The sequence below is a fragment of the Bacillus sp. RE35 genome, assembly GCF_052146655.1.
Taxonomy (GTDB): Bacteria; Bacillota; Bacilli; order Bacillales; family Bacillaceae_G; genus Bacillus_A; species Bacillus_A cereus.
This window is the reverse complement of the sequence record NZ_CP197377.1, coordinates 5370532-5393909: the sequence shown is the minus strand read 5'-3', so window position 1 is coordinate 5393909 and position 23378 is coordinate 5370532. Positions and strand designations below refer to the sequence as shown.

Here is a 23378-nt window from a genome sequence, read left to right as displayed (position 1 = left end):
TACATGGATTTATTAGCGAAGTGGTTTAATTCTATGAAACAGTATTTATTAGATGCTGATCGTTGGGCTCATATTGGAGTTGCGACATTAAAAATATGTATTATTTTAACAATTGGTGCAGTTGTTGTGCGAATTGCAAGGGCGGTTGTACGAAATGCGTTTCGTATGGGGAGTCGTTCTCCAATTCAAATTTCAGAACGTCGTACAGTTACAGTAGCGAAATTACTTGAAAATATTGTAGCGTACGTTGTTATGTTCATTATGCTAATTGCGATTTTAGGTGTGTTTGATATTAATGCATCAGGTTTATTAGCGGGTGCTGGGGTAATTGGTTTAGCAGTCGGATTTGGTGCTCAAAGTTTAGTGAAAGACGTTATTACAGGTTTATTTATTTTGTTAGAAGATCAGTTTTCAGTTGGCGATTATGTTAAAATCGGTCAATTTGAAGGAGTCGTTTTAGAAATTGGACTTCGTACAACGAAAGTAAAGAGTTGGACAGGTGAAATTCATACTTTACCAAATGGAAGTATTATTCAAGTTACTAACTACTCAGTTAGTAATAGTGTAGCGTTTGTTGATGTATCTATTTCATATGAGGCTGATATTGCGAAAGCAGAGCAAGTTATTGAAGATTTATTAGTAGAATTACCTTCAAAGTACGAAAAAATGGTAACAACGCCTCAATTATTAGGTGTGCAAACATTAGCTGCATCAGAAGTTATATTACGTGTTATTGCTGAAGTAGAACCGATGCAACATGCAGTTATTGCAAGGGCACTTCGTAAAGAGATTAAAAATCGTCTTGATTTACATGGAATTGAAATTCCATATCCACGTATGGTTTTATATAATCGTGAAGAATTAGTTAGTGGAAAAGCAATTTAGTATGGAGAGGAGTTTGGAGAATGGAGCAAAAGGAATATAACTTGTATGATGTTGTGGAAATGAAGAAAGCCCATCCATGTGGCGAGAATCGTTGGAAAATTATTCGTATGGGAATGGATATCCGCATTAAGTGCGAGGGGTGTGACCATTCAGTAATGATTCCTCGAAGAGAGTTTGATCGTAAGGTGAAAAAAATACTTGTGAAGCACGAAGAATAGAGGGAGAGTAACAGTTACAGTAGGTAACTGTTACTTTTTTTCGTTTGGCGGAAACTTGTCATTTTTTTCGTTACTATCTATAATGATGAAAGATTGAGACATAGGAGTGAAAAATATGGGATTAACGGCTGGGATTGTTGGATTACCTAACGTAGGGAAGTCCACTTTATTTAATGCAATTACACAAGCAGGAGCAGAATCTGCGAACTATCCATTCTGTACAATTGATCCAAACGTAGGGATTGTAGAAGTACCAGATGAGCGTTTAAATAAATTAACGGAATTAGTAGAACCGAAAAAGACTGTTCCGACTGTATTCGAGTTTACTGATATTGCAGGTATCGTAAAAGGTGCTAGTAAAGGTGAAGGTTTAGGAAATAAATTCTTATCTCACATTCGTCAAGTAGATGCAATTTGCCAAGTTGTTCGTTGTTTTGAAGACGAAAATATTACGCACGTTTCAGGGAAAGTAGATCCAATTGATGATATTGAAACAATCAATTTAGAGCTAATTTTAGCGGATTTAGAGTCTGTTGATAAGCGTATCGAGCGTGTTGCGAAATTAGCAAGACAAAAAGATAAAGAAGCGGTATATGAGCATGAAATTTTAGTTCGTTTAAAAGAAGCTTTTGAAGAGGGAAAACCAGCTCGTACTGTTGAATTTACAGAAGAGCAGATGAAGATTGTTAAAGGCCTTCATTTACTTACAACAAAAGAAATGTTATACGTAGCGAATGTAAGTGAAGACGATATTATCGATCCTTCGGAAAATAAATACGTACAAATGGTAAAAGAATTTGCAGCAAATGAAAATTCTCAAGTAATCGTTGTATGTGCAAAAATTGAATCAGAAATCGCTGAATTAGACGAAGAAGAGAAAAAAGTATTCCTTGAAGAATTAGGAATTGAAGAGTCTGGTTTAGATCAATTAATTCGTGCAGCATATGACCTATTAGGACTTGCTACGTACTTTACAGCTGGCGTTCAAGAAGTACGTGCTTGGACATTTAAACAAGGAATGAAGGCACCACAATGTGCTGGTGTTATTCATACAGACTTTGAGCGTGGATTTATTCGTGCAGAAACAGTTTCTTACGATGATTTAATGACAAACGGTTCTATGACAGCTGCAAAAGAAGCTGGAAAAGTACGTTTAGAAGGAAAAGAATATATCGTAAAAGACGGAGATGTTATGCACTTCCGTTTTAACGTTTAATTTAATATTTCCTAGGAAAAATAAAGATATGAACTTGGCAAATATATTATATGTTTGCCAAGTTTTTTATGTATTGGTGAGTTGATTCATATAACTTACTATGATATAATCTAAACTCGTGAGTAATTACTATAAATTAATTGCTCCTTGCCCATTACGGGCCGTTTAGACCAAAAGGAGGTGAAAGTGTAATGAGAAAGTACGAAATTATGTACATCATTCGTCCTGGCGTTGAAGAAGAAGCTCAAAAAGCTTTAGTTGAACGTTTTGCAGGTGTTTTAACAAACAATGGTGCAGAAATCATTAACACGAAAGAGTGGGGTAAGCGTCGTTTAGCTTACGAAATCAACGACTTACGTGAAGGTTTCTACATGATCTTAAACGTGAAATCTAACGCAGAAGCGATTAACGAATTCGACCGTTTAGCTAAGATCAACGAAGACATCCTTCGTCATATCGTTGTTAAAGAAGAAGAAAAATAATTGATATATAAGGGAGAGTGGTTCGATTGATGAATCGTGTTATCCTCGTTGGTCGTTTAACTAAGGACCCTGACTTACGTTACACGCCCAATGGTGTCGCAGTAGCTACTTTTACGTTAGCTGTGAATCGCGCATTTGCCAATCAGCAAGGTGAGCGTGAAGCTGACTTTATTAATTGTGTAATATGGCGTAAACAAGCAGAAAACGTAGCAAATTATTTGAAAAAAGGTAGCTTAGCAGGCGTAGATGGGCGTCTTCAAACTCGTAATTACGAGGGACAAGATGGTAAACGTGTATACGTAACAGAAGTTCTTGCGGAAAGCGTGCAATTTTTAGAGCCGCGTAATGGCGGTGGGGAGCAACGTGGTTCATTTAATCAGCAACCATCAGGAGCTGGTTTCGGTAACCAAGGCTCTAACCCATTTGGTCAATCTAGTAATTCAGGTAACCAAGGTAACTCTGGATTTACGAAGAATGACGATCCATTTTCAAATGTAGGTCAACCGATCGACATTTCCGACGACGATTTACCGTTCTAATACAGTAAATTTGTTAGTTTTAACAAAGAATGGAGGGAAATAGACATGGCAGGACGCAAAGGTGGACGTGCGAAACGTCGTAAGGTGTGTTTCTTCACAGCTAACGGCATCACTCGCATTGACTATAAAGATGTTGATTTATTAAAACGTTTCGTTTCTGAGCGTGGTAAAATTTTACCTCGTCGTGTAACAGGAACAAGCGCAAAATACCAACGCAAACTTACAGTTGCAATTAAACGTGCTCGTCAAATGGCACTTTTACCATATGTTGGTGAATAATAGCGTATGAAATGCACAGTAGAGTCCGACTCTACTGTGCATTTTGCTATGCTTTTCTTTTTGAAAGAGAGGTTAAAATGTGAAACAAACAAAGTTTATTACAGAAGGTGCAGCATTATTAGCTATATATGCAATTTTATTGCTTATATCTATGTATGTTCCGATTTTGGGTACAGTTGTAACTTTTGCGTTGCCGTTACCATTTATACTATTAATGATAAGACATAAACTATCTAATGTGCTCGTGGTTTTTGTAGCAGCACTTTTTGTTACTATTATTGTGAGTCAACCGCTGAATTTAGTGAAGACAATTATGTTTGGATTGATAGGGATTGTTTTAGGATATATGTATAAAACAAGAAAAAAGCCAGTTGAAATCTTAATAGCGGGGACGCTTGCATACTTAATTGGTTTTGTGCTTATTTATGTTGCGAGTATAAAGTTTTTCAACATAGATATAATGAAGCAAATGCAAAGTATGTTTAGTGAAAGTATGGCGAAAAGCGAAAAGATAGTAAGTGCTACAGGTATGCCGATTAGTAAGGAACAAAAAGAGCTACTTGCACAAATGAATGATATATTACAATCGTTACTTCCAAGTATACTTGTGCTAGTTTCAGTATGTTTTTCTTGGATTACAGTGATAATATCAGGTAGTGTTTTGAAAAAGTTGAAACATGAAGTTATATCTTGGCCTAAATTTAAAGATATACAATTACCAAAGAGTATCATTTGGTATTACGTTATATTTATTTTGTTAGCAACTTTTATAAAAGTAGAACCAACATCATATTTACATATGGTATTTTCTAACCTAAATGTCATATTTGCACTATTGCTTGTACTGCAAGGTCTGACATTTATCGCCTTTTTAGCGTATAGAAAAGGTTTTACTAAAGGGGTTCCTATTATTAGTTTTATTGCATGCATGTTTATTCCGATGCTGTTTCCTCTTGTGACAATCTTAGGTATAATTGACTTAGGGATTTCATTGCGTTCTAAAATAGGGGGATAAAATAATATTCCTTATACTATTTTAATCTGTTTAACTAACTGGAAGGTAAGTTAGTTTTACTTTATAGGAGTTGTATACATGCCTGAATTTGATAAGAAACAGTGGTTTTTATATCCTGTTTATGTATTGGCATTTTTTGTGTTTGTGCTCATTTCAATTCTCTGTTATTTTCATTTAATTATGGGTATAGCTGCTTTTGTCATTTTTTGTATCGTATTCTTTATCGTTATACGATTTGAACTTAATTTTCAAAGGAATTTCGAAAAGCATACGACAGATATGATTACAAGAGTAAAGAAAGTAAGTAATGAAGCATTTAACCAAATGCCGATTGGTATTTTGTTATACAATAAGGATTATGGGATTGATTGGGCAAATCCTTATTTATCTTCATGTCTGGGACAGCACGCATTAGCTGGATGGCACCTTTACGATGTATCAGAAACATTACTTCTTTTCATTAAAGGAGAAACTTCTGATGATATAGTCTCTTTAAATAATCGAAAGTTTCGCGTTTTTGTAAGGAAAGAAGAAAAGTTAATTTATTTCTTTGATGTAACGGAACAAACAGAAATCGAAAAGATGTACGAGGATCAAAGGACTGTTTTAGCTGTCATCTATTTGGATAATTATGATGAAGTTACACAAGGATTAGATGATCAATTACGTACGAATATAACAAGTCTTGTGACATCGCGACTAAATGAATGGGCACTTAAGTATGGTGCTTATTTAAAACGTGCATCTTCAGAAAGATTCTTCGTTGTGCTAAATGAAAGTATTTTGACGCAGATGGAGAAAGGGAAATTTAGCATTTTAGATCAGGTGCGTGAAGAAACATCTAAAAGGAATATACCACTTACATTAAGTGTGGGTGTCGGATCAGGTGATTTACCTTTATCAGAGCTTGGAGCAATGGCTCAATCTGGTTTAGATCTTGCGCTTGGGCGTGGGGGAGACCAAGTAGCTATTAAACAAGCGACAGGTAAAGTTAAGTTCTATGGAGGTAAGACAAATCCAGTTGAAAAACGTACCCGTGTACGCGCCAGGGTCATTTCGCATGCGTTAAAGGATTTAGTATTAGAAAGTAGTAATGTCATTATTATGGGGCATAGGGCTCCCGATATGGACGCAATTGGTGCTGCGATTGGTATTTTAAAAGTGGCTCAATTAAATGAGCGTAAAGGATATATTGTGTTAGATGAAAATGATTCCGATAAAGGAATTAAGCGTTTGATGGACAAAGTGAAACAAAATGAGGAGTTATGGTCTCATTTTATTACTCCAGAGCAAGCGATGGAATTTGCAAATGATGAGTCGTTACTTGTTGTTGTCGATACGCATAAACCTTCTATGGTGATGGAGCAAAAACTGTTACATAAAATTGAAAATGTAGTAGTTATTGATCATCATCGCCGTGGAGAAGATTTTATTGAAGACCCATTGCTAGTTTATATGGAACCATATGCTTCTTCAACGGCAGAATTGGTTACAGAATTACTTGAGTATCAACCTAAAAATTTAAAGATGACAATGTTAGAAGCGACGGCATTGTTAGCGGGTATTATTGTCGACACGAAAAGTTTCACATTCCGGACAGGGGCTCGTACATTTGATGCTGCTTCTTATTTACGCTCACATGGTGCAGATACTGTACTTGTACAAGAACTTTTAAAGGAAGATATGGATCAGTATTTACGGGTTGCAAAAGCTATAAAAAATGCGTACATTTATAAAAATGGAATTGCGATTGCTAAAGTTGATAGTGATGATTACTACGATCAAGTGCTTATTGCGCAATCGGCAGACACGTTATTAACGATGACAGGGATTATTGCATCATTTGTTGTTGCGAAACGTGGCGAGAATCTCATTGGAATTAGCAGCAGGTCTTTAGGTGAAGTGAATGTGCAGCTAATTATGGAAAACTTAGGCGGTGGCGGGCATTTGACGAATGCAGCCACACAGATGAAAAATGTTACAGTAGATGAAGCTGAGGAGAAGCTTCGATTTATTATTGATGACTATTTACAGGGAGGCACACAATCATGAAAGTAATTTTTCTAAAAGACGTAAAAGGTAAAGGTAAAAAAGGAGAAGTAAAAAACGTACCAGATGGCTATGCAAACAACTTCTTACTAAAACAAGGATTAGCTGCTGAAGCAACAAATAGCAGTATGAAAACTTTAGAAGCTCAAAAGCGTAAAGAAGAAAAAGATGCAGCAGCAGAGCTTGAAAATGCAAAAGAGTTAAAAGAGACTTTAGAGAAATTAACTGTAGAATTAAAGGCGAAATCTGGAGAAGGTGGCCGTTTATTTGGTTCTATCACAAGCAAACAAATCGTAGATGCAATGCAAAAATCACACAAGATTAAACTTGATAAACGTAAATTTGAAATGGACGATGCAATCCGCGCGTTAGGTTATACAAACGTTACTGTGAAATTGCATCCACAAGTAACAGCAACAGTAAAAGTTCATGTTAGTGAACAATAAAAATAAATTAAGCAAGGAGGATTGCGTATGAGTGATGTACTTGCTGATCGTACCCCTCCGCATAATATAGAGGCTGAGCAGGCGGTTTTAGGGGCCATATTGATTGATCAAGATGCGTTAACTTCAGCATCAGAGTTATTGGTACCTGATTCGTTCTATCGAACGAAACATCAAAAGATTTTTGAAGTCATGCTTGGGCTATCTGATAAGGGAGAGCCGATCGACTTAGTAATGATGACATCAGCAATGGCTGATCAAGGATTACTAGAAGAGGTTGGTGGGGTTTCTTACTTAGCAGAGTTAGCAGAAGTTGTGCCAACTGCAGCTAACGTAGAATATTACGCACGCATCATCGCTGAAAAGGCGCTTTTACGTCGTTTAATTCGCACGGCGACTCATATTGTATCGGATGGATACGAGAGAGAAGATGATGTGGATGGTCTTTTAAACGAGGCTGAGAAAAAAATATTAGAAGTATCCCATCAAACGAATGCAAAAGCATTCCAAAACATTAAAGATGTTCTTGTAGATGCTTATGACAAAATTGAACTTTTGCATAATCAAAAGGGTGAAGTTACTGGGATACCAACTGGGTTTACTGAATTAGATAAGATGACAGCAGGTTTCCAACGAAATGATTTAATTATCGTGGCAGCACGTCCATCAGTAGGGAAAACGGCATTTTCATTAAATATTGCACAAAACGTAGCGACGAAAACGGATGAAAATGTAGCGATTTTTAGTTTGGAGATGGGTGCTGATCAGCTTGTTATGCGTATGCTTTGTGCAGAAGGGAATATTGATGCACAAAGACTTCGTACTGGTTCATTAACTTCCGATGATTGGGCAAAATTAACAATGGCAATGGGGAGTCTCTCAAATGCTGGTATATATATTGATGATACGCCAGGTATTAAAGTAAATGAGATTCGAGCAAAATGCCGTAGATTAAAGCAAGAACAAGGTCTTGGTATGATTTTGATTGACTATTTGCAGCTTATTCAAGGAAGTGGGAAATCAGGAGAAAACCGTCAGCAGGAAGTATCTGAGATTTCTCGTACCTTAAAAGGGATTGCGCGTGAATTGCAAGTGCCTGTTATTGCTTTATCACAGTTATCTCGTGGTGTAGAATCTCGTCAAGATAAACGCCCGATGATGTCTGATATTCGTGAATCTGGAAGTATTGAGCAGGATGCTGATATTGTAGCTTTCCTATATCGTGAAGACTACTATGATCGAGAAACGGAAAACAAAAATACAATTGAAATTATTATTGCAAAACAACGTAACGGTCCAGTAGGTTCAGTGGAACTTGCATTCGTCAAAGAGTTCAATAAGTTCGTTAACTTAGAACGTCGTTTTGAGGATGGACATGCTCCACCGGCATAAAGGCAGTATAAAAAAGAAACACATTTCTTATAATAAGATGTGTTTCTTTTTTTTTATAAGAAAGATAAGGCTTTCATAAGTTAAATATATAATTCTTACGAACGAAAATGTTTTTTTGTGAAAAAATGTTCGCTTTTCGGTTGACTTCTCTTTCGGTTTTGGTACAATTATATTGTTTGAATAGATCGTTTGAAAATTGCGGAGGTGCTTTAATAATGTCTTCAGTAGTAGTTGTAGGAACACAATGGGGCGACGAAGGAAAAGGTAAAATCACTGATTTTCTTTCTGAGCATGCGGAAGTAGTTGCAAGATATCAAGGTGGAAATAACGCGGGACATACAATTGTTTTCGGCGGAGTTAAATATAAATTACACTTAATTCCATCTGGTATTTTCTATAAAGAGAAAATTTGTGTAATCGGAAACGGATTAGTAGTAGATCCAAAAGCATTACTTGAAGAGTTGAAATACTTACACGATCGTGGTGTAAGTACTGATAATTTACGTGTAAGTAACCGTGCACATGTTATTTTACCTTACCACTTAAAACAAGATGAGTTAGAAGAAGCAAGTAAAGGTGATAACAAAATCGGTACAACGAAAAAAGGTATCGGTCCTGCATATATGGATAAAGCTGCTCGTATTGGTATTCGTATGGCTGATCTTTTAGACCGTGAAGCATTTAAAGAGAAGCTTGAGCGCAATTTAGTAGAAAAAAATCGTTTATTTGAAAAAATGTACGATACAGAAGGTTTCACTGTAGAAGAAATTTTCGAAGAGTACTTCGAGTACGGGCAACAAATCGCGCAATATGTATGTGATACGTCTGTTGTATTAAATGATGCATTAGATAATAATCACCGTGTATTATTTGAAGGTGCGCAAGGTGTTATGCTTGATATTGACCACGGTACGTACCCGTTCGTTACATCTTCTAACCCAATTGCTGGTGGTGTAACAGTTGGAACTGGAGTTGGTCCTGCGAAAGTTACTCGCGTTGTAGGTGTATGTAAAGCATATACAAGCCGCGTTGGTGATGGTCCATTCCCTACTGAGCTTCATGATGAAATTGGTCATCAAATTCGTGAAGTTGGTCGCGAGTATGGAACGACAACTGGTCGTCCACGCCGCGTAGGTTGGTTCGATAGCGTTGTTGTAAGACATGCACGTCGTGTTAGTGGTTTAACGGATCTATCATTAAATTCTATCGACGTTTTAACAGGTATTCCAACTCTTAAAATTTGTGTAGCTTACAAATACAATGGCGAAGTTATTGATGAAGTTCCAGCTAACTTAAACATTTTAGCGAAATGTGAGCCTGTATATGAAGAGCTTCCAGGTTGGGAAGAAGATATTACTGGTGTAAAATCATTAGATGAACTTCCTGAAAATGCACGAAAATACGTAGAACGTGTTTCTGAGTTAACAGGAATTCAAATATCTATGTTCTCAGTTGGACCAGATCGTAACCAAACAAATATTGTACGTAACGTATACGAAGCTTAATTAACATTTTTTGAAAAAAACTCATGTCTGCATGAGTTTTTTTCTTATTCTTTTATAAAAAAACAAAAAAAGTATTGCAATAAATACAGAATACATGTTATGATACATCTTGTCGTCACGAAAATATGACGTTGGTGAGTATGAGCCATTAGCTCAGTTGGTAGAGCATCTGACTTTTAATCAGAGGGTCGAAGGTTCGAGTCCTTCATGGCTCACCATTTTATTTTTCGTGGCCCGTTGGTCAAGTGGTTAAGACACCGCCCTTTCACGGCGGTAACACGGGTTCGAATCCCGTACGGGTCATGTTTTTTTTTGCTTATTTTTGGTCCCGTGGTGTAGTGGTTAACATGCCTGCCTGTCACGCAGGAGATCGCCGGTTCGACCCCGGTCGGGACCGCCACTTTTGTTTATACCACCATTAGTGGTTTTATATATAGTTTTGGCTCGGTAGCTCAGTCGGTAGAGCAGAGGACTGAAAATCCTCGTGTCGGCGGTTCGATTCCGTCCCGAGCCACTCTCAGGATATTAAGTGGGCCCACTTAATATCCTTTTTATTTATGTAATTTTACAAAACTGAGTAGTTATTTTAAAATAGAACGAGGAGCCTCTAGCAGTTGAAGCTAGAGGTTTTTCTATAGATCGTATAGGATGCCGTGTAAAAGTGGATCATACATGAGTCTATGAGAATAGAGGAGAAAATACTTAAACAAAGGATGCGGTCATATAGGACATACTATGTAAACATCAATATGTTTAGGGATTATTGACCATATTTTTATAAGGAGGAAATAGACGATGATGGGAAAGAAAATTTTAGTAGTTGATGATGAAAAGCCGATTGCAGATATTTTGAAGTTTAACCTAGAAAAAGAAGGTTTTGAAATAGTAATGGCGCATGATGGTGATGAAGCAATTGAAAAGGCTAATGAAGAGCAACCAGATATGGTTTTATTAGATATTATGCTACCAGGTAAAGATGGCTTAGAGGTTTGCCGTGAAATACGTAAAAGCTCAGAAATGCCGATTATTATGCTTACAGCAAAGGATTCTGAGATTGATAAAGTATTAGGGCTCGAGCTTGGGGCAGATGATTATGTAACGAAGCCATTTAGTACGAGGGAATTACTTGCTCGTGTGAAGGCGAATTTACGCCGCCATCAACAAGGTGGTGCTGCGGAAAAAGAAGAAAATACAGAAATGGTTATTGGACCAATTGTGATCAATCCAAATGCATATAGTGTAACGAAGCGCGAGGAAAATATCGAGCTTACACATCGTGAATTTGAGTTGCTACATTATTTAGCGAAACATTTAGGACAAGTTATGACACGCGAACATTTATTACAAACAGTTTGGGGTTATGACTATTTTGGAGATGTGCGCACAGTAGACGTTACAGTACGTCGTTTGCGTGAAAAAATTGAAGATAATCCAAGCCATCCTACTTTAATTGTAACTAGACGTGGAGTAGGGTATTACTTGCGTGACCCAGAGCAGGAATAGTATATGAAGAAAGTTGGTTTTTTTCAATCTATTCATTTAAAATTTGTGCTTATATATATGCTATTAATATTAATAGCGATGCAAGTTATTGGAGTATATTTCGTAAGGGAATTAGAGAAGAGCTTAGTACAAGGTTTTAGGGATTCTTTAACGCAGCAAACAAACTTATTATCATATAATTTGAAGCAAGAGTTTAAAAAAAGTTATACAAAAGCAGAAACAGAGTCAACAGATGAAACGATTAAAACTTCAATTCGAAAATTTGCCTCTGATCAGAAGAAAGTTATACAAGAGGTAAGTGTATTTGATTCGCACAGAAAGTTACTGGCTATTTCAGATGAATCAAAGCAGAATAAGGTGAATCGAACATCAACTGATATAGCTGTTCAGCGAGTGTTAGTACAAAAAAAGCCGGAAGTGAAAATTGAGAAGGATGGTAGTACAGGTCATCGTGTTCAAGTTATGCTTACTCCGATTCTAGATGATAACGGTAAGGATGCGCTTGGTGTTATTTACATTGTGGCATCTATGGAAGATGTATATAAACAAATGAAGGATATAAATCAAATTTTTGCTACGGGAACAGTAATTGCTTTATTAGTAACGGCCGTACTTGGGATTTTATTGGCTCAAACAATTACAAGACCAATTTCAGATATGCGGAGACAAGCAATCGAAATGGCAAAAGGAAATTATTCGAGAAAAGTAAAAGTGCATAGCCATGATGAAATTGGACAACTGGCATTATCCTTCAATAATTTATCAAAAAAATTACAACAAGCTCGTTCTTCTACAGAAAGTGAAAGGCGTAAATTATCATCTGTTTTATCACATATGACAGATGGAGTAATTGCTACTGACCGAAAAGGGGATATTATTTTACTAAATGATCCTGCGGAAAAGATGTTAAATGTTTCTCGTGAAACAGCGCTCGATCAATCTGTTTTAGAGGTATTAGGGATACAGGAAGAATTTACGCTCGATCATTTATATGAAGAGCCAGATTCTGTTTTATTAGATTTTAGTACGAGAAACGAACCATATATTTTACGTGCTAGTTTCTCTGTTATTCAAAAAGAAACAGGGAAGGCAAACGGCTTAATTGCTGTACTATATGATGTAACAGAGCAGGAGCGTATAGAACGGGAACGCCGTGAGTTTGTGGCGAATGTCTCTCATGAATTAAGGACGCCATTAACGACGATGCGCAGTTATTTAGAGGCACTTACAGATGGAGCATGGCAGGATCCAAATATTGCACCACAATTTTTAACGGTTACACAAGAAGAAACAGAAAGAATGATTAGACTTGTAAATGCGTTGTTACAGCTATCTAAACTTGATAGTACAGAGCATCGTTTAATGAAAGAATGGGTCGACTTTACTGATTTCTTTAATAATATTATTGATCGCTTTGAAATGTCTAAAGAGCAAAATGTAAGTTTCAAACGATCTTTCTCTAAGAAATCTAGATTTATTGATATGGATACTGACAAAATTACTCAAGTGCTGTATAACATTATTTCTAACGCATTAAAGTATTCACCAGAAGGTGGAACAGTAACATATCGTTTACGTGATCGCGGTGATTTATTAGAAATTAGTGTAAGTGACCAAGGAATGGGTATTCCAAAAGAAAACGTTGATAAAATCTTTGAACGTTTTTATCGCGTAGATAAAGCTCGTTCAAGACAAATGGGTGGTACTGGGCTTGGATTAGCAATTGCAAAAGAAATGATTGAGGCACATGGTGGCTCTATTTGGGCGAAGAGTGAAGAAGGAAAAGGGACAACTATTTATTTCACGTTACCAATGGCAGCAGATGAAGAGGACGATTGGGAATGAGTATGGAAAACTTTAAAACAATAGTTTTAATTAACCTAGTTGTAATTAGCCTGTTTCTTACTTTTAACCTATGGACGTATGTGCCAGATTCTACATCCATGCAAAACGCGAAATTTGTGCAGGGAAATGAAGGAATGAACCAAACTAAAATTTCCGATGTTGTCCGTCCTACTTCTATCATCGTGCATAAAGATAAAAATCATTATGGGAGCAGAAGAGAGGCAGATATAGAATCAATCTATAAGCCTCTGGAAGTAGGGGAACTACATGATTTTAAAGAGATATCAATCACTAAGGGTGATTTCCTTTCATATGTGCATGGTGAAGGGAAAGTTGAACTTGTTTTCCCTACCGATATCCCATTTGATGCAGTAAAATCCATGTTTAACATGAAAGAGAAGAGTACAGATAAGCCTAAACATTTTAACCGTATTCTCCTCGATCCTTCTCGAAGTAAGGATCAAGAAATTAAAATTAACTTTGTTTCTGATGGTGATAACTTTAAAATATACGAGGCAAAATTAAGTGGCGTGTATTTAAAAGATATTGTAAATGCCCAAAATCAATTTATAGTATCAGCAAAGCCTTATTTTGATTATCAACTTAATGATATGAAAAAGTTATTTTTACCAGATGGAACGACAGAGTTAAACAATATAACATATATTTCATCTAATTTAGCAGTTGATACGTTTAAGAATGCTCTGTTTAGTGATCCTCGTTATTTAAGTCCGATTACCGAGATGTCGAAAGAAACATTTACAGATGGTATTAGATCCATGGAAATTGAAAACGATCGTCACATGCTAAAGTATAAAAACTCTTCTGTCTTAACTGAGAAAACGATAGATAATTTAATGCTTTTACAAAAAAGCTTTGAATTCGTAAGTGGTCACAGTGGAAGTTTGGATTCATATCGTTTGGACTATATGAATAAAGGAGAGACAGTATTTCGTTTAAATGAAGATGGATATTCAGTATTCAATGAAGATGGATTAGCTGAATTGAGACAAATATGGGGATCAGAAGAAGTAATGGAATATGAAAGACCTTTGCTGTCTTTAAATACTAAAGGTATAGAACAGAAGGTTACTCTTCCGTCAGGGCATGTTGTAATAGCATCCCTAGAAAATAATCCAGAGATAAAGAAACAAGTAATTAAGGATATTGGTATTGGATACAAGTTATCACTAGATGGACAAGTAGTTCGATTACAACCAATTTGGTATGTAAAGCTTGTTGAAGATGAAACAGGTAAACAGAAAATCTATGAGTGGAGTGAGGGAGGACTAAATGGATTGGGATCGGATTAAAACCATATTTATTGTGACCTTTTTTGTTTTGGACCTCTTTCTCATTTTCCAATTCATTCAAAAGCAAGATAGTAATCAATTGGAGCTTATTGCAGAAACAAAGATAGATCAAGAATTAAAAGCAAACAAAATTACGATGGGAAATATCCCTAAAGAACCGAAAAAAGAGTCATTTATTAGAGCGGAAAATAAAGCCTTTAAAGAAGAAGATATACAGTCTTTGAAAAATCAAACGGTGCATATACAAAATATGTACAAGATAGAAAGTAAGCTAAAAGAGCCTTTTTTAAATACGAAATCATTATCAAAAGATAAGTATAATGAATTTTTGAAGAACTATGTATTGGATGGACAAAAGTATGAATTTGGAGCGGTGAAAGACTCTAAAATTTATTTCTTCCAAAAATATAAAGATAAGCCTATTTTCTATAATAATCAGGCGATGATTGTTGTGGAATTAAATGAAAAAAATGAACTTGTTTCATATACGCAGACAATGCTAACTGATTTAAAAGAAATGGGCGAAGGTGAAAAAACGAAAGAGCAAGAAATTATTACGGCTCAAACAGCTTTAGAAAATTTGTATTTAAAAAATAAAATTCATGGAAATACGCATGTTAAAGAAGCGCAAATTGGTTATGCCACTCTTACCGCATCTACTTCTAATAACCAAGTACTGGCTCCAACGTGGAATTTGAAAACGGAGCAGAAGCAGGACTTCTTTGTGAATGCAATTGAAGGACAAGTTATGGAATTAGGAGAAAAGGAAAATCAAGTGGTTGATGAACATACTGGAGTGAGAAAGAATGGGGTTGCATTTTAGCGTACTTGCAAGTGGAAGTACAGGAAATATGCTATACGTAGGAACCGATGAAAAAAAATTACTAGTCGACGCAGGTTTAAGTGGTAAAGCAACAGAGGCTTTATTTAAACAAGCAGAACTGAATATAAATGATGTATCAGGTATTCTTGTAACGCATGAGCATAGTGATCATATTAAAGGTTTAGGTGTACTGGCACGTAAATATGATTTACCTGTTTATGCGAATGAGAAAACATGGAATGCAATGGAACATTTAATAGGAAATATCCCAACTGAACAAAAGTTTATTTTCTCAGTTGGTGATGTGAAAACCTTTGGTGATATTGAAGTCGAGTCATTTGGAGTTTCTCATGATGCGGCAGAACCGATGTTTTATGCTTTCCATAACAATAATAGGAAGTTAGCGCTTATTACAGATACGGGATACGTAAGTGACCGTATGAAAGGCGTTATTAAGGGAGCTAATGCTTTCGTATTTGAAAGTAATCATGATGTAGAAATGCTTCGTATGGGACGTTATCCATGGAGCATTAAACGACGTATTTTAAGTGACGTTGGGCATGTTTGTAATGAGGATGCTGCATTAGCGATGGCAGATGTAATTACAGATGAGACAAAGCATATTTATTTAGCCCATTTAAGCTTAGATAATAACATGAAAGAACTAGCGCGTATGTCAGTATCACAAGTACTAGAGGAAAAAGGATTTGGAGTGGGTGAATCCTTTGAAATTCACGATACAGATCCAAAAATGCCTACAAAAATTCAATACGTATAATTCTTCATTTTAGTAAACAATAAAGGTGAATATAGTTGTTTTCAGGAAGATAGGTGAACAAATATGTCCTTTATTGATGAAGAAAATTATCGTATGAAACGTGCAGGAAAAAAGAAGCACAAAGGTATAGTTCTTTCTAGTATAGCGGGAACAATTGTAGGAGCTTCTTTATTCGCGTTTGGAGCGCCTTTATTTTCAAATTCTGCTGATACTCTTCCGCAAGCTGAAGCAAGCGGAAGTAATATGGCCGAAGCTCAAGGGATTAAACAGATTAGCTTTGTAGATGCTGTTGATCGTGCATCTGAAGCTGTTGTGGGTGTTATTAACATTCAACGAGATAACTTTTCAGAGGCAGATTCAGAGGCCGGTACAGGATCAGGAGTAATTTATAAAAAGACAGATGGTCAAGCTTATATTGTAACGAATAATCATGTTGTAGCTGGAGCGAATCGTATTGAAGTAAGTCTAAGTGACGGTAAGAAGGTTCCTGGAAAAGTATTAGGAACCGATGTAGTCACAGACTTAGCTGTATTAGAAATAGATGCAAAGCATGTGAAAAAAATAATTGAAATTGGCGATTCTAATACTGTTCGCAGAGGAGAGCCAGTTATTGCGATTGGAAACCCGCTTGGACTGCAATTTTCTGGAACAGTTACACAAGGCATTATTTCAGCTAATGAACGTATTGTCCCTGTAGATTTAGATCAAGATGGACATTATGATTGGCAAGTAGAAGTGTTACAAACAGATGCAGCGATTAATCCCGGGAATAGTGGCGGTGCGCTTGTAAATGCAGCAGGACAATTAATTGGTATTAATTCAATGAAAATTGCTGCAAAAGAAGTAGAAGGAATCGGCCTTGCTATTCCGGTGACTAGAGCTGTTCCGATTATGAATGAACTTGAGAAGTATGGAAAAGTAAGAAGACCATATGTTGGGATTGAACTTAGGTCATTAAATGAAATTCCAAACTATTATTGGTCAAAAACATTACATTTACCAGGTACTGTAACAGAGGGAGTTTGTATTTTGGATGTGAAAAGTCCTTCGCCAGGTGCGGATGCTGGTTTAAGAGAACATGATGTTATTGTGGCGGTAGATGGAAAACCGATTCGCGATATTATTGGATTCCGTACGGCCTTATATGATAAGGAAATTAATGATAAAATGACTCTTACGTTTTATCGTGGTACAAAAAGAGTAACAACAACAGTGAAATTAGGCATTCAAAAGTATTAAAAACAGGAGGGCCTACCTCCTGTTTTCTATTGTAGAAAAGTGAGGTGAAGAAAATGAATTTACCTTGTTGTTTAGAGCATGTTGAATTAGCGTTAGATATTATTGTGGATGAGTGTGAAGTTGCGCCAGTTATCAACAATGTGGATAACTCGGGAAAAGAGAAAAAAACATGTGAATTTTGTCAAAATGAGGCGACATATGTTGTATCGAACACAGATTCTCACACAATATGTGGGTAGTATTTGTGGATATGTGGATAAGTTTTGTGGATAACATGTTTGTAAGGTGGAGGATACGTGTGAATATCTCGATTATTTCAATTGGGAAATTAAAAGAAAAATATTTGAAACAAGGTATAGCAGAATACTTAAAACGATTATCTGCATACGCAAAAGTAGAAGTAATTGAATTGCCTGATGAAAAGGCGCCAGAAAATTTAAGTGAAGCAGAAATGTTAATTGTAAAGGAAAAAGAAGGTATACGTATACTGGATAAAATTTCTGATGACACGCATGTGATTGCATTAGCTATAGAAGGAAAGCAAAAGTCATCAGAAGAATTCGCGATAAGTCTAGATCGCCTTGCTACATACGGAAAGAGTAAAGTCGCATTTGTAATTGGTGGATCACTTGGACTAAGCTCAGAAGTGATGAAGCGTTCAAATGAATCACTTTCTTTTTCAAAGATGACATTACCACACCAATTAATGCGATTAGTGTTGCTTGAGCAAGTGTATAGAGCGTTTCGGATTAATCGTGGTGAGCCGTATCATAAGTGATGTATTCTATATAAAACACTGATATTATCATATTTATTTTATTATGCCTATAACTGGAGGCTATGTGAATGGTAAGTGATCAGACGAGATATTCTAGGCTCGCGAATATAACAAAAATAATAAATACGAAATTAGAACTACGTGACGTATTGCAGCGTGTGACAATGGCGATATCAGAGGAGATTGTTAGGTGCGACGCTGTTGGAATTTATTTACCCCAGGAAGATGGAACATTTAGAGGGTTTGCAGGAAAACCAGAGACTATAAATGGTGTAACGCTCGATACTCAAGTAATTGATCCTGAAATAGACTTACTGGCAAAAGAAGTTATTGAAACGAAAAGAACCATCTATATTCCTGATACCTCAAAGGATCATCGACCAGATCCGAGACCGGTTAATGCATTCAAAATTAAGTCCTTATTAGCTCTGCCTATCTCATTTGGGCAAGAGTTATTTGGTCTGGTTTTTTTATTTGATTATGGAATTCCGATGAACTTAACAGATTCAGAAATTCAAAGTGTTGAAGCTTATGTAAATATGGCTGCGGTTGCAATTCAAAACGCAAATAATTTAAAACAAAAGGAAAACCTTATTGCTGAGAAACAACTGTTACTAAATGTTACACGTGATTTATCGATGTGTTCCTCGATACAGGAGAGTTTTGATAAATGCTTTTTTTACCTAGAACAGATTTTAGAGAGTAAAAATATGACTGCTCATCTTCTAGATCCGCTAGACAAAACAACAATTAAAACAACGAAATTAAGTAAGGACTGTCATTGGACAGAAGCGGATTGGACAGAGAAAAGCTATGAAGCCAAGATCCAAGAGGTTATTCAAACAAAAAATATAGATAGTAAGGGTCTATTGATGATTCCATTGGTTTCAATGGGAGAAGTATTAGGGGTAATCGTCGTTGGCAAAGAAGGAAAAGCTCACAATTATGATGATTCCCAACTTCAACTAGCAAAATCTATCGTTGATGCCACAGCCCCTACGTTTTCGAATTTGTTGTATATGGATCAACTAGAGAGCATAGTGGAAGAGCGAACGAGAGAGCTAGCTGCTGCTAATGAAAAAGTTACAAGTGTGATTGAATGTATTACGGATGGATTTTTTATTTTAAATAATAAATGGGAATTTACGTACGTAAATAAGCACCAATATTTTCCGCAAAGAAAAACAGCAAAAGATGTATTAGGAAAGAATATATGGAATGTTTTCCCGAGTGAAATTGACACAGTTATGTATAAGGAATTTCATCGTGCGATGTCAGAGCGAACTACAGTTCATTTCGAATTTCTTTCTACTGCAGATGAATATTGGCACGAAGTTATTGCATACCCATATGATGATGGTATTTGTTGTATTTTTAAAAATATAACGGAAAAAAAGAAATATGAACAGGAATTGAAAAGATTATCCAATATAGATTTAATAGGGCAAATGGCAGCAGGTATCAGCCATGAAATTAGAAATCCAATGACAACAGTACTGGGATTTTTACAGTTATTAAAAGAAGAGAATACCTATGAGAAACATAATAAGTACTTTCATTTAATGATTGAAGAACTTAACCGTGCCAATTCTATTATTACTGAATTTCTCTCAATGGGTAATACAAGGAAATTGGATTTGCAGATGTTAGATTTAAATTCAATTATCCGCGATATTATTCCTTTAATAAAGATTGATACGTACAATCAAAATAAATATATTCAAGTCGATACAAATGACATTCCAGAATTACTTTTAAATCGTAATGAGATACGGCAATTATTAATGAATCTATATCGTAATGGCTTAGAAGCGATGAATACAGGGAAAGTTCTAACCATTAGCACTTACAAGGAAGGTCAAAATTGTGTGGTGCTTGCAGTGCGGGATCAAGGAAAAGGTATCAGGCCTGAAGTATTAGAGAAACTGGGTACGCCGTTTTACACGACCAAAGATAATGGAACTGGATTGGGGTTAGGTGTATGCTATGCCATTGCTGCCCGCCATAATGCAAAAATAGAAATTCAAACAGGATCGGAAGGCACTACCTTTTTTGTTAAATTTAATTATGAAAATAATAAAAAATAACCTTATTTAGAATAGTTACGATGAACCGTATCATAAATAAATTTATTCTTTGTATATAAAAGGATAAAAAGACCATTGGACAAAAATTACCGATGGTCTTTTAAATATTATTAGATGGTATGTAGATTTCCTAAAATAAGTATGTTTCTATTTCCATAAAAATATGCTGTAATATGAAGAGGAAAAAGTATAAGTAGTTAGAGAAGTGAGGAATTAAAGGTGAAGAAGTTTAAGAAGTTTTACTTGGAGATTACGAGTGTATGTAATCTTGCGTGTAGCTTTTGTCCGCCGACGGAAAGGCAGAAGCAATTCATTTCTGTGGAGGATTTTGCTAAAAGATTAGACCAAATTAAACCTCACACAGACTACATTTATTTGCACGTGAAGGGTGAGCCGTTGCTCCATCCGAAAATAGATCAACTATTAGACTTAAGTCATGAAAAAGGATTTAAAGTTAATATTACAACGAACGGAACGTTAATTAATAAGAGGAGACATAGGCTGTTAAATAAGCCTGCGTTAAGACAAATGAATTTTTCACTGCATAGTTTTGATGGACATCCAGGTTCGCAAGATAAAGAGGGCTATGTAAGGAGTATACTTTCCTTCATTAGGGAAGCGACAAGTCAATCAGATTTAATTGTATCGTTAAGGTTATGGAATTTAACTCAGGATAATAAAACAAATGCTGAAATCCAGAAAAATAGAGAGTTATTATCTATAATTGAAAATGAATTTGATCTATCTTATCAAATTGAAGAGAAGCTTACACCAGGAAAAGGTATAAAAATTGCAGAACGTGTCTTTATTAATCAAGACTATGAATTCCAGTGGCCAGCATTACATGAGGAAGAGGATGATGGGAAAGGATTCTGTCATGGACTTCGTAATCAAGCTGGTATTTTAGCGAACGGAACGGTTATTCCTTGTTGTTTAGATGGTGAAGGGATTATTAACCTTGGAAATATTAATAATGATTCATTTTCTAACATTATAGAAGGTGAAAGAGCAACAAACATTGTTGATGGATTTTCCAGAAGAGTTGCGGTTGAAGAGCTATGTAGAAAATGTGGATACCGTAAAAGATTTGGAAAGTAAATATGAAATAAGCCCTCATTAAAGCGAGGGCTTATTTTTTTATTCTTGATAAGAATGCTCTAATTCATCAATTAATGAACCAACGTAAGAAACAGCTTTACGGATTGCATCTGGTTTTGACATATCTACTCCGGCATGTTTCATTAGTTCAAGTGGTTTCATTGTACCGCCAGCACGAAGCACATCTAACCAGCGATCAATAGCAGGTTGTCCTTCCTCTTTAATCATTTGAGCTACTGCAGTGGATGCAGTGAGGCCTGCGGAATATGTATAAGCATATAGACCCATATAATAATGAGGCTGACGCATCCAAGTTAAGCCCGCACCCTCATCGATTTCTACAGAATCTCCCCAGAATGTCGAAAGGACATTTGTTTTAATTTCAGTTAAAGTTGTAGCTGTAAGGGCCTGTCCTTTTTCTGCTAGAGCATATACTCTACGTTGATATTCACCCTCAAGTAAATGAGTAACAAAGTTGTGATAATATGTGCCAAGTAGTTGTAGAGTGACCCATCTGCGCATTCTCTTATCGTCAGTAGTCGCTAGTAAATGCTGAGCTAATAGTAATTCATTCATGGTTGATGGTGCTTCAACAAAGTACATAGATGGGCGTATGTTCATGATACGTTGGTTTTTATTTGCTAAATAGAAATGACCAGCATGTCCAAATTCATGTGCTAATGTAAAGCATCCACGCATCGTATTTTGCCATGTAATTAAAATATAGGGATGAGAGCCGTATGGACTTGAGCAAAATGCCCCTGTTGATTTGCCTACGTTATCTGCAAGATCTACCCATCTTTCTTTGAATCCTTTTTGGATTATGGAACTATATTCATCGCCTAATATTTTTAAAGAATCTTGAATGAGCGTGCCTGCTTCTTCATAAGTAATCGCCGGATTAAATTCGGGATCTAAAGGTGCATGTAAGTCGCAGAAAAGCATTTGATCGAGTCCTAATACCCTCTTTTTTAAATCTGCAAAACGGCGCATATGAGGTGCTAGTTCTTTATAAATAATATCAAGTTGGTTGTTATACATTTCAAGTGGAACCTTTTGTGGTTCTAATAGCATATGAGTAACGGATTCATATTTACGTAAACGAGAAAGTGTTACTTGTTTTTTTACTTCAGTAGCATATGTTGTGGCAATTGTATTTTTATATCGTTTTAGTGTGGAAACAAATGATGAATATGCTTTTCGACGTATATATGTGCTTGGAGAAAATTCATATTTGCTTTCAAATAATGAGAATGAAACAGGAAGTTCGTTTCCTTGTTCGTCTTGTATAGAAGTGAAATCCATATCGGCCAATTTAGTCATGCCGTAAATTTTGTATGGAGAACTATGAACTTCGCCAAGTGCAGCAAGTGCTTCTTCTGTTTCAGGAGAGAGTGTGTGCTGTCTTTTTTGTAGTATCTCTAGTAAAGATTTACGGAAAGGTTCGAGTTTTGTTTCTTCAGTTAAACATCTTTCAATTGTTCCTTCGTCGAATGAGAGGATTTCATTATGAATAAAGGATAGTGCAGTATGTACTTTCGTCCATAAAGCAGAAATTTTGGAAGAGTTCGCTTGAATACTTGGATTTGTACGATCAGTAGCTTCTTTTAAATTTGCATATGAGTACAGTTTTGTTAACGTCATTAAAAGCTCTTCTTCTAAAAGTAGGCAATTTAATAAAGTGTGGGAGCTAGTATGTAAATGCCCTTTAAATGAATCAAGTTTCTGTATATCATTTTCCAATGCGTTTAATGCAGTATGCCATTCGGCATCGGAATTATACAAATGGGATAAATCCCATGTTAGTTCAGCGGGTACCTCTGCGCGATTAAGGCGATTTTCTATTACATTTTTCAAGTCGTATCTCCCCCTTATTAAGACTATCTAAACA

The 23378-nt window shown here is 36.0% G+C and carries 22 protein-coding genes and 4 tRNA genes; 25 read left to right on the top strand and 1 reads right to left on the bottom strand.

What is annotated here, in order from left to right:
- Positions 1-3 precede the first annotated feature (3 nt).
- From ACTL4X_RS27555 to ACTL4X_RS27435, 25 genes are all read left to right on the top strand, one after another.
- Positions 4-885, top strand: coding sequence for a mechanosensitive ion channel family protein (locus ACTL4X_RS27555; protein WP_000364814.1), 882 nt, complete (start codon positions 4-6; stop codon positions 883-885).
- Between the two features lie 20 nt (positions 886-905).
- Entirely contained in the window at positions 906-1103 is a 198-nt protein-coding gene (locus ACTL4X_RS27550) for a DUF951 domain-containing protein (RefSeq protein WP_000435485.1), read from the top strand.
- A gap of 115 nt (positions 1104-1218) precedes the next feature.
- Positions 1219-2319 (top strand): redox-regulated ATPase YchF, encoded by a 1101-nt coding sequence (gene ychF / locus ACTL4X_RS27545; RefSeq protein WP_000524657.1) that lies wholly within the window; start codon positions 1219-1221, stop codon positions 2317-2319.
- 191 nt (positions 2320-2510) lie between these two features.
- Entirely contained in the window at positions 2511-2801 is a 291-nt protein-coding gene (gene rpsF / locus ACTL4X_RS27540) for a 30S ribosomal protein S6 (protein ID WP_001233778.1), read from the top strand.
- A gap of 26 nt (positions 2802-2827) precedes the next feature.
- Positions 2828-3340, top strand: a complete 513-nt coding sequence (ssb, locus tag ACTL4X_RS27535) for a single-stranded DNA-binding protein (RefSeq protein ID WP_000981966.1) — start codon at positions 2828-2830, stop codon at positions 3338-3340.
- Positions 3341-3385: 45 nt separating this feature from the next.
- A complete protein-coding gene (rpsR, locus tag ACTL4X_RS27530) occupies positions 3386-3619 on the top strand; it encodes a 30S ribosomal protein S18 (protein ID WP_000918873.1) in 234 nt (77 codons plus the stop codon).
- A 79-nt stretch (positions 3620-3698) separates the two neighbouring features.
- Positions 3699-4634, top strand: a complete 936-nt coding sequence (locus ACTL4X_RS27525; RefSeq protein ID WP_000814840.1) for a YybS family protein — start codon at positions 3699-3701, stop codon at positions 4632-4634.
- A gap of 78 nt (positions 4635-4712) precedes the next feature.
- The gene (locus ACTL4X_RS27520; protein WP_001113784.1) at positions 4713-6686 is read left to right on the top strand and encodes a DHH family phosphoesterase; all 1974 of its coding nucleotides are present in this window, start codon (positions 4713-4715) and stop codon (positions 6684-6686) included.
- Positions 6683-7129, top strand: a complete 447-nt coding sequence (gene rplI, locus ACTL4X_RS27515; protein ID WP_000864228.1) for a 50S ribosomal protein L9 — start codon at positions 6683-6685, stop codon at positions 7127-7129. The genes ACTL4X_RS27520 and rplI overlap by 4 nt, the downstream gene beginning before the upstream one ends.
- A 27-nt stretch (positions 7130-7156) precedes the next feature.
- Positions 7157-8518: a replicative DNA helicase gene (gene dnaB / locus ACTL4X_RS27510; RefSeq protein ID WP_001286148.1), complete on the top strand. Its 1362-nt coding sequence runs from the start codon at positions 7157-7159 to the stop codon at positions 8516-8518.
- 215 nt (positions 8519-8733) lie between these two features.
- Positions 8734-10023: an adenylosuccinate synthase gene (locus ACTL4X_RS27505; protein WP_000100238.1), complete on the top strand. Its 1290-nt coding sequence runs from the start codon at positions 8734-8736 to the stop codon at positions 10021-10023.
- A gap of 142 nt (positions 10024-10165) precedes the next feature.
- Positions 10166-10241: transfer RNA gene (locus ACTL4X_RS27500), tRNA-Lys, on the top strand.
- Between the two features lie 13 nt (positions 10242-10254).
- Positions 10255-10326, top strand: a tRNA-Glu gene (locus tag ACTL4X_RS27495).
- 21 nt (positions 10327-10347) lie between these two features.
- A tRNA-Asp gene (locus ACTL4X_RS27490) sits at positions 10348-10423 on the top strand.
- A 41-nt stretch (positions 10424-10464) separates the two neighbouring features.
- Positions 10465-10537: transfer RNA gene (locus tag ACTL4X_RS27485), tRNA-Phe, on the top strand.
- A gap of 281 nt (positions 10538-10818) precedes the next feature.
- Positions 10819-11526 (top strand): cell wall metabolism DNA-binding response regulator WalR, encoded by a 708-nt coding sequence (gene walR, locus ACTL4X_RS27480; protein ID WP_000971865.1) that lies wholly within the window; start codon positions 10819-10821, stop codon positions 11524-11526.
- Between the two features lie 3 nt (positions 11527-11529).
- Positions 11530-13371, top strand: coding sequence for a cell wall metabolism sensor histidine kinase WalK (walK, locus tag ACTL4X_RS27475; RefSeq protein WP_000755367.1), 1842 nt, complete (start codon positions 11530-11532; stop codon positions 13369-13371).
- Positions 13368-14684, top strand: a complete 1317-nt coding sequence (locus tag ACTL4X_RS27470; RefSeq protein ID WP_000061560.1) for a YycH family regulatory protein — start codon at positions 13368-13370, stop codon at positions 14682-14684. The genes walK and ACTL4X_RS27470 overlap by 4 nt, the downstream gene beginning before the upstream one ends.
- A complete protein-coding gene (locus ACTL4X_RS27465) occupies positions 14665-15507 on the top strand; it encodes a two-component system regulatory protein YycI (RefSeq protein WP_000383740.1) in 843 nt (280 codons plus the stop codon). The genes ACTL4X_RS27470 and ACTL4X_RS27465 overlap by 20 nt, the downstream gene beginning before the upstream one ends.
- On the top strand, positions 15491-16285 hold the full coding sequence (locus ACTL4X_RS27460; RefSeq protein WP_000522837.1) for an MBL fold metallo-hydrolase: 795 nt from the start codon (positions 15491-15493) through the stop codon (positions 16283-16285). Before ACTL4X_RS27465 ends, ACTL4X_RS27460 begins: the two co-directional genes overlap by 17 nt.
- A 63-nt stretch (positions 16286-16348) precedes the next feature.
- Positions 16349-17524 carry a S1C family serine protease gene (locus ACTL4X_RS27455; protein WP_000008031.1) on the top strand — a complete coding sequence of 392 codons (1176 nt, stop codon included), beginning with the start codon at positions 16349-16351 and terminating at the stop codon, positions 17522-17524.
- 53 nt (positions 17525-17577) lie between these two features.
- Positions 17578-17763: a CxxH/CxxC protein gene (locus tag ACTL4X_RS27450; protein ID WP_001052831.1), complete on the top strand. Its 186-nt coding sequence runs from the start codon at positions 17578-17580 to the stop codon at positions 17761-17763.
- Between the two features lie 59 nt (positions 17764-17822).
- Positions 17823-18302 carry a 23S rRNA (pseudouridine(1915)-N(3))-methyltransferase RlmH gene (gene rlmH, locus ACTL4X_RS27445; RefSeq protein WP_001027000.1) on the top strand — a complete coding sequence of 160 codons (480 nt, stop codon included), beginning with the start codon at positions 17823-17825 and terminating at the stop codon, positions 18300-18302.
- Positions 18303-18370: 68 nt separating this feature from the next.
- Positions 18371-20389 carry a GAF domain-containing sensor histidine kinase gene (locus tag ACTL4X_RS27440; protein WP_000253113.1) on the top strand — a complete coding sequence of 673 codons (2019 nt, stop codon included), beginning with the start codon at positions 18371-18373 and terminating at the stop codon, positions 20387-20389.
- 219 nt (positions 20390-20608) lie between these two features.
- A complete protein-coding gene (locus ACTL4X_RS27435) occupies positions 20609-21487 on the top strand; it encodes a radical SAM/SPASM domain-containing protein (RefSeq protein ID WP_000713634.1) in 879 nt (292 codons plus the stop codon).
- 39 nt (positions 21488-21526) lie between these two features.
- Here the strand turns inward: ACTL4X_RS27435 and pepF are convergent, their stop codons facing one another.
- A complete protein-coding gene (gene pepF / locus ACTL4X_RS27430; protein ID WP_086401119.1) occupies positions 21527-23344 on the bottom strand; it encodes an oligoendopeptidase F in 1818 nt (605 codons plus the stop codon).
- Positions 23345-23378 lie beyond the last annotated feature (34 nt).